The following is a 13,991-nucleotide window of genomic DNA, read 5'->3' on the forward strand; positions in this document are numbered from 1 at the left end:
CATCGTTAGCCCGTCGGTTGATAGAGAGACCTACGGGCTGAATCGACACGCTTAGTGGCGGTTACGCACCAGTTGATAACGGCGCGTTAAATATTCGATGGGTACGCTCCAGATATGTACCAAGCGTGAGAACGGGAATAAAACAAAAAGGGTCAATCCCAAGACAATATGCAACTTGAAAATCAAGGCTACATCTATCAGATAGGCCGATGCTCCGGTGCGGAAAGTCGCAATTGACTGCGCCCAACCGACCAATTTCATCATCTCGCTACCATCCATATGTTGAGCAGAAAACGGAATACTCACTAGCCCCAAGCTAACTTGTACCACCAGCAATATCAGAATCAGGATATCTACCCGGGTACTGGTTGCTCTGATCCTCGAATTAGTCAAGCGGCGGTGTAGCAGCATGACACCACCGACTAACATCATCAGACCGCAGGCACCGCCAGCAATCATCGCCATTTTTTGTTTTATCTCTATCGGTAAGAACGATTCATACATCCAATGTGGCGTCAGCATACCCAGCACATGGCCGAAGAATATCCCCAGAATACCGATGTGGAATAAATTAGATGCCAGCCATACACCTTTCTTATCTAACATCTGACTGGAACCTGCTCGCCAGCTATATTGCCCATAGTCGTAACGCAACCAACTGCCCACAAAGAAAATCACCATTGCCATGTAAGGATAAATATCAAAAAAGAATTTATTCAAAAAGCTCATAAGATGGCTCCTTTACGGTCCGTCACCACATGGGACTGAACGACTTTTTTGCCCTCTGAGGCAGACTGAATACTGAGATATTGTGGTAGTACGGCATCGGCAAGGTGTTTGGGGGGCATCCCCTGCTGAGCTGATGCACACCCCTGCGTGCCGAGGAATTTCACTTGCTCCTCTTCCCATACCGCATCCAGTGCTTTGGCGGTGTCATCCCGGCTTTCACCCGCCACTTTATCGCCAAGATTTTCACTGCGAATAGCACTGCCAGACAGCACTAACAGCAGATCAAACAACTGGGCATAGTCGCTATCCCGCTGATGTAAACGTGCCCCCAGCAGCGCCAAAATGGGTGCAATATCCTGCAAACCCAAGGTGATATCCTGCACTGGCTGGTTAGCCAGATACTCAAGATAAAGTGGCAGGAAATCAGGCAACTCTTTACAGTCAAGCACTAACCCCGCACGTTGATACTGTGCCATGAGGTCCACCATGGCCTGACCACGATCGCGCGACTCACCATGCACATGTTCAAATAGCAACAGTGAGGTGGCTCGCCCCCGGTCAAATAAGCCACAATAGCTAGCCTGACACTCAAGCAATTCGCTCTGACATAATGTATTGATAAATTGCCTGAGCCGATGAACCTGTTCCGTCGTGAGTTCGTCGGCGCTGTCGAGCGCCTCAACAACTTCTTGCCGGTTTTGCCACAGATCAATATCTGGGTATTCCAGCAAACGTGAAATGATTCTCAAACTAATCATGAATGGCCCCCTGGTCAGTCTTACGTGTGACATCAACGGCATCAATGCGGCGGCTATTGAACAAATTGAAACGACTGTCACTGCCATGGCAACCATCGCCGAAACTGAAGCCGCACCCCTTACTTTCCGGGAAAGCGTCACGGGCTATTTCACGGTGGCTGGATGGAATGACAAAGCGATCTTCATAATTAGCAATCGCCAGATAGCGGTACATCTCTTGCGCTTGCGCCTCTGTTAGCCCCACGGCCTCCAGTGCACTGAGATCAGTTTTACCCTCAACGGTTTCAGCCCGTTTATAGTGGCGCATTGCCAGCATCCGTTTCAGTGCCATTAATACCGGTTGAGTATCACCAGCAGTCAGTAAGTTGGCTAAATACTGAACCGGGATACGCAGGCTTTCCACATCCGGTAGCACCCCGCTGTGGGGCAGCGCGCCAGAGTCTGCCGCAGACTGAATCGGTGACAACGGCGGGACATACCATACCATCGGCAAGGTCCGGTATTCGGGGTGCAACGGCAGTGCCAATTTCCATTCCACTGCCATTTTGTAAACCGGGGAGCGTTGGGCGGCCTCAATGACACTTAAGGGAATCCCCTGTTTCTGCGCTTCGGCAATCACCAGCGGATCATGGGGATCGAGGAAAATATCCATTTGCCGTTGGTAGAGGTTTTTCTCATCAGTAGTAGCCGCGGCTTGTTCAATGCCATCCGCGTCATACAGTAGTACCCCCAGATAACGAATGCGCCCCACACAGGTTTCTGAACAAACGGTCGGTTCACCGGACTCAATGCGTGGATAGCAGAAAATACACTTCTCCGACTTGCCGCTTTTCCAGTTGAAATAGATTTTTTTATACGGGCAACCGGTCAGACACATACGCCAGCCCCGGCATTTATCCTGATCAATCAGCACAATACCGTCTTCAGCCCGTTTATAAATTGCCCCACTGGGGCAAGTTGCGACACAGGCGGGGTTAAGGCAGTGTTCACATAAACGTGGCAAATACATCATGAAGGTATGTTCAAATTGCCCATACATCTCTTTCTGAATATGGGCGAAGTTCTGGTCTTTAGATCGCTTAGAAAACTCACCGCCCAGAATCTCTTCCCAGTTAGGGCCGTTCTCGATTTTCTCCATTCGTTGACCGGTAATCAGCGAACGTGGGCGAGCTACCGGCTGATGTTTTCCAGCCGGTGCGTTGTGCAAGTGCTGGTAATCAAAATCGAAGGGTTCGTAATAATCATCTAATGCTGGTACATCAGGGTTAGCAAATATCTTGGCGAGGACCCCGACTCGGCTCCCCATACGGGGGGTCAATTTGCCATTAATCTTGCGGATCCAGCCCCCCTTCCATTTATCCTGATTCTCCCAATCGTGCGGATAACCCAGCCCCGGTTTGCTTTCCACGTTGTTAAACCAGGCATATTCCATACCCTCGCGGCTGGTCCAAACATTTTTGCAGGTTACTGAGCAGGTATGACAGCCAATACATTTGTCCAGATTCAGAACCATGCCGACTTGTGAACGGATTTTCATAGTTTGCCCCCGGTTTTGCTCTGGTTTTGCTGTTCGTCATCCAGCCAATCAATCTTATTCATCTTGCGCACCACCACGAACTCATCGCGATTGGACCCTACCGTGCCGTAGTAGTTAAAGCCGTAGGCTAATTGCGCATATCCGCCAATCATATGGGTTGGTTTTGGACTGATACGGGTGACTGAGTTATGAATACCGCCACGTTGGCCGGTAATTTCAGAACCGGGGATATTAATAATGCGCTCCTGTGCGTGGTACATCATGGTCATGCCTGACGGAATTCGCTGGCTGACGACGGCACGAGCAGTTAATGCGCCATTACTGTTAAACGCCTCAATCCAGTCGTTATCTTCTATCAGCAGATCTTTGGCATCATCTTCACTCAACCAAACGATAGGCCCCCCTCTCGACAGTGTCAGCATCAACAGGTTGTCACTGTAGGTTGAGTGAATGCCCCACTTCTGATGGGGTGTCAGGAAGTTAAGTGCTTTCTCTGGGTTACCGTTCGGCTTCTTATTAAGCAAAGGTTGGGCGGCACGAGTATCTATTGGCGGGCGATAGCACAACAAACTCTCACCAAAAGCACGCATCCATTCATGATCCTGATAAAGTTGTTGCCGGCCTGAAAGGGTGCGCCACGGGATCAACTCATGAACGTTGGTGTAACAAGCATTATAGGAAACATGCTCATCTTCCAAGCCGGACCAGATTGGACTGGAAATGATTTTGCGTGGTTGCGCCTGAATATCGCGAAAACGAATTTTTTCATCTTCTTTATTCAGAGCTAAGTGAGCATGTTGGCGACCGGTAAGTTGTTCCAAAGCCTGCCAGGCTTTTACCGCCACCTGACCGTTGGTTTCAGGGGCCAAGGATAAAATCACCTCTGCGGCATCAATAGCAGTATCAATTCTTGGTCGTCCGGCGGCAGGGCCGTCAGGCTGGGTATGGTTAAGTTTTTTGAGGAAATCAATTTCAGTCTGGGTATTCCAGTTAATCCCTTTGCCGCCATTACCTAATTTATCCAATAGGGGACCCAAGGCAGTAAAGCGAGCATAGGTTGCTGGGTAATCGCGCTCGACCACCACAATGTGCGGCGCGGTTTGGCCCGGTATCAGTTCACATTCACCTTTTTTCCAGTCCTTTACACCATATGGCTGTGCCAGTTCGGCTGGCGAATCATGTTGGATGGGTAAGGTCACTACATCGGTTTCCTGACCTAAATGGCCGACGCAAACTCGAGAGAAGGTTTCGGCAATATCTTTGTAGATATCCCAGTCGCTTTTAGACTCCCAGGCAGGATCTACCGCCGCAGACAGCGGGTGAATAAACGGATGCATATCCGAGGTATTCATGTCGTCTTTTTCGTACCAGGTTGCGGTGGGTAAAATGATGTCTGAATAGAGACACGTACTAGACATGCGGAAATCCAATGTCACGACTAAATCCAGCTTGCCTTCGCCTCCCTGTTCCTGCCATTCAACCTCTTCCGGCATCACCCCACCTTGCTGGCCCAAATCTTTACCCTGAATACCATTTTCCGTACCCAACAAATACTTGAGCATATATTCATGCCCTTTGCCGGAAGAACCCAGTAGGTTGGAACGCCAGACAAACAAGTTTCGCGGGAAGTTTTGTGGATCATCTGGCTGTTCAGCGGCAAATCTCAGTGACCCGTTTTTAAGGCTATCGACGGTATATTCTACCGGTGTTTGACCGGCTTGTTGTGCGCTGGCGGCAAGGGTCAATGGATTGCAATTCAGTTGCGGGGCCGAAGGCAGCCACCCCATACGTTCAGCGCGCACATTAAGATCAATCAGACTTGGGCTAAAGCGCGAACTGTCGGCCAAGGGAGAGAGTAATTGGGTGGTGCTGACGGTCTCATAACGCCACTGACTGGAGTGATTATAGAAAAATGACGTACTGTTCATATGGCGCGGTGGACGTTGCCAATCGAGGCCAAATGCCAAAGGTAACCAGCCGGTTTGTGGTCGCAGTTTTTCCTGCCCCACATAGTGCGCCCAACCGCCGCCACTTTGCCCGACACAGCCGCAGAAAATCAGCATATTAATCAGTGCACGGTAGGTCATATCCATGTGATACCAGTGATTAATACCGGCCCCGACGATAATCATCGAACGGCCATGGGTTTTCTCGGCGTTATCTGCAAATTCACGCGCAATGCGGATAATATCCTGACGTGCAACGCCAGTAATTTTTTCAGCCCAGGCAGGAGTGTAAGCTTTTATATCGTCATAACTGCTGGCGCAGTTGTCATCAGCCAAACCACGATCCAGGCCATAGTTTGCCATCATCAGGTCATAAACACTGGTCACCAGTGCTTCACTGCCATCGGCTAATGGCAACCGTTTTACTGGCAACTTGTGTTGCAGTATTTCCTCTAGCGCAACACTTTGAAAATTCTCACTGATTTCGCCACCAAAGTAGGGAAATCCGACATTAACAATAGCATCATGTTGACCCAATAAACTGAGTTGTAATGAGACTTCCTGCTGCGTTTTGCCCTCGCGCTGCTCAAGGTTCCATTTACCCTTTTCACACCAGCGATAACCGATAGACCCTTGCGGCGCTACCAACTGCCCGCTGTTAGCGTCAATGGCAATGGTCTTCCATTCTGGGTTATTCTCCTCTCCCAGATTATCCACCAGATCGGCGGCGCGCAGTAACCGCCCGGCGGCATAATCGCCGCTATGACGAGGTTCAAGTAATACCAGCATCGGCATGTCGGTGTACTGACGCATGTATTCAACAAAGTAGCTGCTTTGTCGTTGTAGATGGAATTCATTGAGGATCACATGCCCCATTGCCATAGCCATGGCACTGTCTGTTCCTTGTTTCGGATTCAGCCATTGGTCACACAGTTTAGCGACCTCTGCATAATCCGGCGTCACCGCTACAGTTTTGGTCCCTTTGTAACGGACTTCGGTAAAGAAGTGGGCGTCGGGTGTACGGGTCTGCGGAACATTTGAACCCCAGGCAATAATGTAGGATGAGTTGTACCAGTCAGCGGATTCTGGCACGTCAGTTTGCTCACCCCAGGTCATCGGTGATGCCGGAGGCAAATCGCAATACCAGTCATAGAAACTGAGGCAAACGCCGCCTATCAGTGATAGATAGCGCGCGCCCGCCGCGTAGGAAACCATCGACATCGCTGGAATCGGTGAAAAACCGATAATCCGATCCGGCCCATACTGTTTGGCGGTATAGACGTTAGCGGCGGCAATCAGTTCATTCACTTCCTGCCAGGTCGAACGGACAAAGCCCCCCCGGCCACGAGCCTGTTTATAATCCTTTGATTGTACGCTATCGCCAACAATTGAAGCCCATGCCTCCACCGGATCACTGTGCAGCACTTTGGCAGCACGCCACAATTGCAACAGATGCTTGCGCATCATCGGGTACTTCAGCCGATTAGCACTGTACAAATACCAGGAATAGCTGGCCCCACGAGGGCAACCACGGGGTTCATGATTAGGTAAATCCGGGCGGGTACGCGGGTAGTCAGTTTGCTGGGTTTCCCAAGTGACCAACCCATTTTTGACATAAATCTTCCAGCTACATGAACCCGTACAATTCACACCATGAGTTGAACGTACCACTTTGTCATGCTGCCAGCGGCTACGATAGCCATCTTCCCAATCACGATTGGTGTCCAGTGTCTGGCCATGGCCTTGTGCAAAAGGCTCGGCAAGTTGTTTAAAATAACGAAATCGGTCAAGAAATTTGCTCATCGGGAGACCTCCTGATTGGGGACATAACGGCCCTGTTTATTTTTATAAGTGGATTAACATTGCTCAATGTTGCTTATTTATCGGACCGTACCGGTCAACGTGGTTTTTTGGTCGCCATACCCGCGTTAAGCTTGCGCCCGTAGACAAACCAGGTGATCAATACGCAAACCACATAAAAAACCACGAATAGCTTCATCGCGCCGGCCGGTGAACCGGTTAGGGCCAGCGAGGTACCAAAGGATTTAGGAATAAAGAAACCGCCGATAGCGCCAATGGCTGAGATGAAACCCAGTGCCGCCGCTGACTCTCTGACGGCATCATGCTGCGCTTGTTCATCACTCCCCCCCGCGAGGGTCACTCGATCGACAGTTAACTTGCGAAAGATCACCGCAATCATCTGAAACGTTGATCCACTGCCCAGTCCCGCCGTCAGAAACAGCAGCATGAATACGCCAAAAAAGGCAAAGAAGGAGCCATTAACATTGGTTCCCGGTAAGGTGAGGAAGAGTAATGCCGCAAATATTGCCATCAGGATAAAATTGACGAAGGTGACGCGAATGCCGCCAAAGCGATCAGAGAGCGCACCGCCCATTGGACGAGCCAGTGCGCCCAATAGCGGGCCGAAGAAAGCGTAATGCAGGATGACAACATCAGGAAATTGTGTTTTTGCCAACATGGCAAATCCGGCTGAGAAACCGATAAATGAACCAAAAGTTGCCAGATATAACACCGCCAAAATCCACAAATGGCCACGTTTCAGGACCGGTAATTGCTGGATAATCGACGCTTTTGCAGCAGACAAGTCATTCATACCAAACCAGGCCGCCACACTGAATATCAGCAAAAAGGGGATCCAGATATAGGCTGCGTTTTGCAACCAGAGCTGGCTACCATCGGCTTGTGGATAGCCACTGCCCATAAAGGCACTGAACACCCCAACCGAAATAGCCATAGGGGCGATAAGTTGCATCACACTGACGCCAAGATTCCCCAATCCCCCATTGAGGCCCAGCGCCCCCCCCTGCTTGGCTTTCGGGAAGAAAAAACTGATATTAGCCATGCTAGAGGCAAAGTTCGCACCGGCAAAACCACACAACAATGAAATCAATACAAATGTTCCATACTGGGTGGTGCTGTCCTGTACCGCGATACCTAACCAGAGGCAGGGGATAACCAGAAACAATGTGCTAATAGCCGTCCAGCGACGACCACCAAAGACCGGTATGACAAACGAGTATGGAACACGTAACAGTGCCCCCGATACTGAGGGTAATGCTGTCAGCATGAACAGTTGATCGGTGGTGAAGTTAAAGCCCACTTTATTCAGATTCACTGCGACCGCACTAAACAGCATCCAGACACAGAAACTCAGTAACAATGCTGGTACTGAAATCCACAAATTTCGCCGGGCAACACTATGCCCTACCTGTTGCCAGAACTGTGGATCTTCCGGGTACCACTGCGGTATTGATTGACCACCGGCTAACTTTGCCGGGATAGCGGAAGATGATGAGTTAGTTAATGGTGTCGGAGAGTGCGACATAAAAACCTCAGTCAGGGTGACCACAAACGGGAAGTAATGCGTCACCCTAGGCACCAGAGGCTATTTCAAAGTTGATTTACATCAAGAGGATGTGAAGTTAACTTTTAGCTAACAATACCCATACATAATTTGTGGGTAGTAGGTTTACTGGTAAAAAAGAGCCTCTTTTCATTTAGTTGCCGATGTGAATGTTTTCTTGAAACCGAGTAATACACCCGTTGACTATTAGGGGGTACTCCCTATTGGTTATGGGGTAATAGTCAAGGATGAGGAAGAATATCGATCAACCCTTCCGTTCGAGGTATTTACCCTCTCAGCTACAGGAACTATTCATGAGTGAACAAGACGCCGCGACCATCCTGTTGATTGATGACCACCCGATGCTAAGGCACGGTATTAAGCAATTAATCAGCATGGCACCTGGGTTATCCATCGCAGGTGAGGCCAGCAACGGTGCTCAAGGTATTATTCTCGCCACCAATCTTGATCCTGATTTGATCATGCTGGATTTAAACATGCCGGGCATGAATGGATTGGAAACACTGGATAGATTGCGTCAGCAGCCACTATCCGGGCGAATTGTAGTGTTTACCGTTTCTGACCATCAGGATGATGTCATCAGTGCCTTAAAACGCGGGGCCGATGGTTATCTGCTAAAAGATATGGACCCTGAAGATTTGCTGGTCTCATTGTATGATGCAGCAGCAGGACAAATGGTTCTCAGCGACGCATTGATGTCGATACTGGCAATCAACCTCCGCGAGAATCGGTCTGATAATGAGCGCGATATTAACACCCTCACCCCACGTGAACGCGACATATTGAAGCTGATCGCTAAAGGGTTACCGAATAAAACCATTGCCCGGAAATTGCTGATTGCAGAGAGCACCGTTAAAGTTCATGTCAAACATCTGTTGAAAAAAATGAAGCTGAAATCGCGGGTTGAAGCCGCAGTATGGGTATTACAAGAGAAAATACTATAGCTTGCTAAGCAGAAAATCACGTAACACTACCGCCTGATTCTGTTGCGTGTCGCGACTGCCATACAGCAACGTAATTGGCTGTTGTTTCAGTACGTCTAGTAAAGGTTGCCAGGCCGTTGAGCTATCAAGCTGGGCCTGATAACGCACCACAAACTCTGGCCAATCTAAACATTGATGAAACCATTTTCGTAATGCATTTTCCGGCGCCACTTCTTTTAACCATACCACCCCTAACAGCCGGGTTTTGCTAATGCCTCGCGGCCACAGCCGATCAGTCAGAAAGGTATTGGCTTGATATGGCGGCTGAACATCGTAAACTCGCGCTAAAGTGATGCGATTTCCCATTGTTGTACTCCTCCTTTGTGCGGTATATGCACCATGTTAGCAACCCTATCAACAAGAGTCTGTCGCCCAACCACAGATTTTATTCATTCGGTTAGTCTCATTAATAACCTCAAAGCTGGCATGCCATGGTTCAGCGCTTATTTCTCAACCACTCTTCGCGACTGATTTCCCATATTTCCGTCTGGAAATGCCCACTAACGTAGTCTCGCTCCTGCGTTGCAACCAAACGCATACCATTTTTACGTGATATGGCGGCTGACGCCTTATTCGGTGCGGCCTTTGTCACTCGTAAATAAGGCTGGTCCAATTGTGTAAACCAGAAGTGAGTGACTGCATCACTGGCTTCCGTTATTAACCCCTGCCCTTGCCACACAGGGCTTAACCAAAAGCCACGGTGATCGTCTGTATCACAGGCCAAATTAATAACACCAATCAAGGTCTCTGGTGAAACCTTCGGCCTGATTGACCAGAAAAAACGGCTACCACATTGCATCTTAGGTAATGCAATATCACGGACAAAGGTCAGGGCACCATCGGCTGGGTAAGGCCAAGGTACGGCAGAAGCATCTAAATACTTCACCACTTCCCATACCGGAAATTTTAACTGAATCTGGTCAACATCCTGTAGGGTTAAAGGTATTAATAGCAAACGATCCGTCAGTAATGGTTCCATCAAATAGTCCCTTTACAAGGCAGCCTCTAAAGCATCAATATCGTGAAACGCGAGAGTCACGAAAACAGAAAATACCACTGGTGGTTATAGCTCGACAACTGTACTCATTTATAGCAAAGTTTAATCACCACAACCATACGGATAAATGCCATGATAATTATTTCTTCATAAATACGAACATGTTATATTCATTTCAATTAAATATTTGGTGAAGAAAATGACTACTGTACCGCTTAATACCACCCGGCAGATGAAACAAAAAAATATTATGTTGGTTGCAAGCACATTAAAATCGCTGTCATCCGCAACCAAAGGCGATATATCTGCTCAAACTGGATTAAGCTTGGCAACATGTGGCACCATTTTGAATGAATTATGTTCAAAGGGCGAAATCATTGAAGAATCTATTGATGAATCACGTGGTGGCCGGCCAGCAAAGCGCTATATATACAACTCAAATTACTTTAGCATATTAAGTATTTATATTGAAGGGAGCGATACCTCCGGCGTTATATCGTCATCCCTAAGGTCTGCAGATGGCAAAATCATTGTTGAGTACGATAAAATATATTCTGATTTAACTGAAGATATGTTGCTCGCGCAAATTCAAGAATTTTCAGATAAATACAATAATATCAAAGTAATAGGGCTAGGATTGCCCGGTGTCATTGTGGATGGAAAAATACTTACTTGCGATATTACCCGCCTGGAGGGATTGGCAATCACTGAATTATTAAGTAACCGATTCGGTATTTTTGTTCAGGCGGGGAATGACATGAATTATACCGCATTTGGTTTTTATCGTAATCACTGCCGTAATATAAATGAACCTATCGCCTATATTTTTATGCCACCAAGACATTGTGCCGGCTGTGGCATTGTTATTTCAGGTAAAATGCTACGTGGTGCAAGTCAATTTGCAGGTGAAGTGTCGCAACTGCCATTTTATGACAATCTAGGGACTAATATAAATTCTCACCATGAACTGGTGCAACAACGACTTATTTATATTACTTCATCGTTGATCGCCATGATTAACCCTGCAACCATAGCCATCTCAGGAGAACATATCAGTCAAAATTGTATTGCAGAATTATCTGCTCAATTACTCAAAAAATTTGATTGCAAACACATACCCCATTTTGTCTATCGCGACAACATTAAATACGATTATCACAATGGAATATCAGAATACACTCTTGATGCCTATAATAATTTTCGAGTATTTGAGATCTAGTATTCAGCGGTATCTATGATGAGAAAATTTTTCTAGAGCCCCCTCTCCCACCTTCAGGCTATCCTAACCGTCGTATGCCCTTTTCTCTAGTCGGCAAACCACCTTGATAGGCAAAAATGTTCTTGACAAGCCAGGTACCCACTGTATATTTCACAACTTAATATAAGTCATTTATAAAGTGACTATACTTATTACTTGCTCGCTGCCACTTACCAGAGAAAGGTGCTTAAATGTCTAGCCATGTCGTCGACTACCCTCTGGATACACCGGCTACACGCACATCTACGCGCTCTATCTTCTTTGTCGCTGGATTTGCTATGGGCCTTTGGGCATCGTTGGTGCCCTATGCACAGAATAGACTTCATTTTGATGCAGGCTCTTTGGGGATGTTATTACTTTGCTTGGGAACAGGCTCCCTACTGGCAATGCTATTCTCTGGCAAACTGATTGGCCGCTTCGGCTGTAGAAGAATAATACTATTAGGTATCGTTGTTAGCGCTGTTTTCCTGCCCACATTGGCAATTATTGATCAGTTCCCTTTGATGGCACTATGTCTGTTCTTTTTTGGCGCAGGCATTGGTTTAGTCGACGTTGCGGTTAATGTCCAAGGCTCTCTGGTTGAACAATCCTCGGATAAACCACTGATGTCAGGTTTCCACTGTTTATTCAGCATTGGTTCAATTGCGGGTGCTGGCGGCGGTGCAATATTATTTACTCTTGGCTTAATGCCCCTCCCCGTAACGCTGATTGCCGTCGTGATAATGGCTATAATTACCTCAGTCGTTTTCAAGGAATTAATCCCTTTTGGCGATCATAAAGAACCTAATCAACAGCCAAAAATAAAACCACGCCCAAACTTCAGGCTCATATTAATGGCACTTATGTGCATGATTTGTTTTATGGCGGAAGGTGCAGTATTAGATTGGAGTGGCGTATTTCTAACCAATGACCGTGGCCTTGACATAGCACATGCCGGTTGGGGGTTTGCTATTTTCGGTGGCACCATGTCTGTAATGCGTTTCACTGGTGATAAAGTTGTCAGTATTTTGGGACGCAAGCATGTACTGATTTTTAGCAGTATCATCGCCATGACCGGCTATGCCATTGCCGTCATAATACCTGACTGGAAATTTACGTTATTTGGCTTTGCACTGGTAGGAATAGGTGCAGCTAATATTGTTCCGGTACTTATCACGCTGGCTGGCCAGGAAAGTGTAATGCCCGTGAACATGTCGGTAGCCATGGTCGCAACGCTGGGTTATTTCGGTATTTTAGGGGGGCCGGCACTGATCGGTTTTATTGCACATATAACTGACCTCTACACTGCATTCACAGTGGTTGCCCTGACATTTATTGTCATAGCAGTTGGGGCATTCAAACTGAAATATTCCAGTGACTAAACATTTATCTACCGATAAATAAAGCCGGTGGATAGTGGGTCAATCTGTTTTTTGAAGATAAAAGTGTGACTGAGTATGGTAATTTTACCTGCTAGCAAAATTATGCTAGCTTTTTTTTAGGTATACTATGCCGAGATATTCTCTATCAAACCAAGATGTTAAAGAGGGAAATTGTATGAGCATTAAAATCATTGCTGTTGATATGGATGGAACCTTTCTCAATGATCAGATGAGTTTTGATAGGGAACGGTTTATTACACAATATTCACAACTAAAAGAAAATGGAATAAAATTTGTTGTTGCCAGTGGTAATCAATATTATCAGCTAATTTCATTCTTCCCTGAGATTGCCAATGAAATCGCTTTTGTTGCTGAAAATGGGGCTTATGTCAGTAACAAGAATACTGAAATTTTCTGCGGTTCAATCTCTGATGAAGATTGTAATAAAGTGCTAAAAACATTACTACCAATACCCTATCTTGATGTCATTGTTTGTGGCAAAAATGGCGCTTACATGTTGAGCTCTTCAGATAATTATTTCTACACTACAATGAGTAAATACTACCATCGCCTTAAAATTATCGATAACTTCGATCAAGTAACAGAGTCTGCATTCAAATTTGCGATAAGTTTACCCAATGAGAAACTGGTAGACTTTATGAAATTTATCGAGCAAGAACTCGCAGATATAGTGACCCCGGTATCAAGTGGACATGGTTCTGTAGACCTTATAATACCCGGAATTCATAAAGCCCATGGTATTAAACTACTCCAAAAAATGTGGGATGTAACTGATCAACAAGTCGTAACTTTTGGCGATGGTGGCAATGATATTGAAATGTTACAGTACGCCGGCTTTGGTTATGCCATGGCAAATGCTCCAGACAACATTAAGAATGTAGCAAAGTATCAGGCCGAATCAAATAACGACTCTGGCGTATTAAATATAATTGATAAAATTCTAAAGAAAGAACATCCTTTCACATAGACATATTTAATAACAAAAATATATTGGCGGGAAAGACTCCCGCCTATTA

General features: G+C 46.7%; 11 protein-coding genes. 4 read left to right on the forward strand and 7 right to left on the reverse strand.

Annotation, left to right across the window (positions count from 1 at the left end; translation table 11 throughout):
* Positions 1-51: 51 nt before the first annotated feature.
* The 5 genes from narI to V1955_RS12500 form a co-directional block, all read right to left on the reverse strand.
* Positions 52-729 (reverse strand): respiratory nitrate reductase subunit gamma, encoded by a 678-nt coding sequence (gene narI, locus V1955_RS12480; protein WP_442820953.1) that lies wholly within the window; start codon positions 727-729, stop codon positions 52-54.
* Positions 726-1,487 carry a nitrate reductase molybdenum cofactor assembly chaperone gene (narJ, locus tag V1955_RS12485; RefSeq protein WP_083159098.1) on the reverse strand — a complete coding sequence of 254 codons (762 nt, stop codon included), beginning with the start codon at positions 1,485-1,487 and terminating at the stop codon, positions 726-728. Before narJ ends, narI begins: the two co-directional genes overlap by 4 nt.
* Positions 1,480-3,024, reverse strand: a complete 1,545-nt coding sequence (narH, locus tag V1955_RS12490) for a nitrate reductase subunit beta (protein WP_372569085.1) — start codon at positions 3,022-3,024, stop codon at positions 1,480-1,482. The genes narJ and narH overlap by 8 nt, the downstream gene beginning before the upstream one ends.
* The gene (locus tag V1955_RS12495; RefSeq protein WP_442820954.1) at positions 3,021-6,773 is read right to left on the reverse strand and encodes a nitrate reductase subunit alpha; all 3,753 of its coding nucleotides are present in this window, start codon (positions 6,771-6,773) and stop codon (positions 3,021-3,023) included. The genes narH and V1955_RS12495 overlap by 4 nt, the downstream gene beginning before the upstream one ends.
* 94 nt (positions 6,774-6,867) lie before the next feature.
* Positions 6,868-8,316, reverse strand: a complete 1,449-nt coding sequence (locus tag V1955_RS12500) for a NarK family nitrate/nitrite MFS transporter (protein ID WP_227746592.1) — start codon at positions 8,314-8,316, stop codon at positions 6,868-6,870.
* 332 nt (positions 8,317-8,648) lie between these two features.
* Between V1955_RS12500 and narL the strand changes: the two genes are divergently transcribed.
* On the forward strand, positions 8,649-9,299 hold the full coding sequence (gene narL / locus V1955_RS12505) for a two-component system response regulator NarL (protein WP_042569642.1): 651 nt from the start codon (positions 8,649-8,651) through the stop codon (positions 9,297-9,299).
* Here narL and V1955_RS12510 read toward each other — a convergent pair.
* Both V1955_RS12510 and V1955_RS12515 read right to left on the reverse strand, forming a co-directional pair.
* Positions 9,294-9,644 (reverse strand): DUF488 domain-containing protein, encoded by a 351-nt coding sequence (locus V1955_RS12510; RefSeq protein ID WP_083159100.1) that lies wholly within the window; start codon positions 9,642-9,644, stop codon positions 9,294-9,296. The two genes, narL and V1955_RS12510, sit on opposite strands and share 6 nt — an antisense overlap.
* Positions 9,645-9,774: 130 nt before the next feature.
* Entirely contained in the window at positions 9,775-10,317 is a 543-nt protein-coding gene (locus V1955_RS12515; RefSeq protein ID WP_420073503.1) for a GNAT family N-acetyltransferase, read from the reverse strand.
* A 217-nt stretch (positions 10,318-10,534) separates the two neighbouring features.
* Between V1955_RS12515 and V1955_RS12520 the strand changes: the two genes are divergently transcribed.
* The 3 genes from V1955_RS12520 (at position 10,535) to V1955_RS12530 (ending at position 13,942) form a co-directional block, all read left to right on the forward strand.
* Positions 10,535-11,554, forward strand: coding sequence for an ROK family protein (locus V1955_RS12520; RefSeq protein WP_442820955.1), 1,020 nt, complete (start codon positions 10,535-10,537; stop codon positions 11,552-11,554).
* Between the two features lie 230 nt (positions 11,555-11,784).
* Positions 11,785-12,954 carry an MFS transporter gene (locus V1955_RS12525; RefSeq protein WP_083159103.1) on the forward strand — a complete coding sequence of 390 codons (1,170 nt, stop codon included), beginning with the start codon at positions 11,785-11,787 and terminating at the stop codon, positions 12,952-12,954.
* A gap of 175 nt (positions 12,955-13,129) precedes the next feature.
* Positions 13,130-13,942: a Cof-type HAD-IIB family hydrolase gene (locus tag V1955_RS12530; RefSeq protein ID WP_083159104.1), complete on the forward strand. Its 813-nt coding sequence runs from the start codon at positions 13,130-13,132 to the stop codon at positions 13,940-13,942.
* The last annotated feature ends 49 nt before the right edge of the window (positions 13,943-13,991 follow it).

This window comes from Yersinia sp. 2545 StPb PI (genome assembly GCF_052217125.1).
Classification (GTDB): Bacteria; Pseudomonadota; Gammaproteobacteria; order Enterobacterales; family Enterobacteriaceae; genus Yersinia; species Yersinia enterocolitica_E.

Bases quoted from the DNA above. Each gene is read 5' to 3' on its own strand.
- V1955_RS12515 (WP_420073503.1), bottom strand. From the start codon at position 10,317: ATGGAACCATTACTGACGGATCGTTTGCTATTAATACCTTTAACCCTA.
- narJ (WP_083159098.1), bottom strand. From the start codon at position 1,487: ATGATTAGTTTGAGAATCATTTCACGTTTGCTGGAATACCCAGATATT.
- V1955_RS12525 (WP_083159103.1), top strand. From the start codon at position 11,785: ATGTCTAGCCATGTCGTCGACTACCCTCTGGATACACCGGCTACACGC.
- V1955_RS12530 (WP_083159104.1), top strand. From the start codon at position 13,130: ATGAGCATTAAAATCATTGCTGTTGATATGGATGGAACCTTTCTCAAT.
- V1955_RS12510 (WP_083159100.1), bottom strand. From the start codon at position 9,644: ATGGGAAATCGCATCACTTTAGCGCGAGTTTACGATGTTCAGCCGCCA.
- V1955_RS12500 (WP_227746592.1), bottom strand. From the start codon at position 8,316: ATGTCGCACTCTCCGACACCATTAACTAACTCATCATCTTCCGCTATC.
- narH (WP_372569085.1), bottom strand. From the start codon at position 3,024: ATGAAAATCCGTTCACAAGTCGGCATGGTTCTGAATCTGGACAAATGT.
- narI (WP_442820953.1), bottom strand. From the start codon at position 729: ATGAGCTTTTTGAATAAATTCTTTTTTGATATTTATCCTTACATGGCA.
- V1955_RS12520 (WP_442820955.1), top strand. From the start codon at position 10,535: ATGACTACTGTACCGCTTAATACCACCCGGCAGATGAAACAAAAAAAT.
- narL (WP_042569642.1), top strand. From the start codon at position 8,649: ATGAGTGAACAAGACGCCGCGACCATCCTGTTGATTGATGACCACCCG.
- V1955_RS12495 (WP_442820954.1), bottom strand. From the start codon at position 6,773: ATGAGCAAATTTCTTGACCGATTTCGTTATTTTAAACAACTTGCCGAG.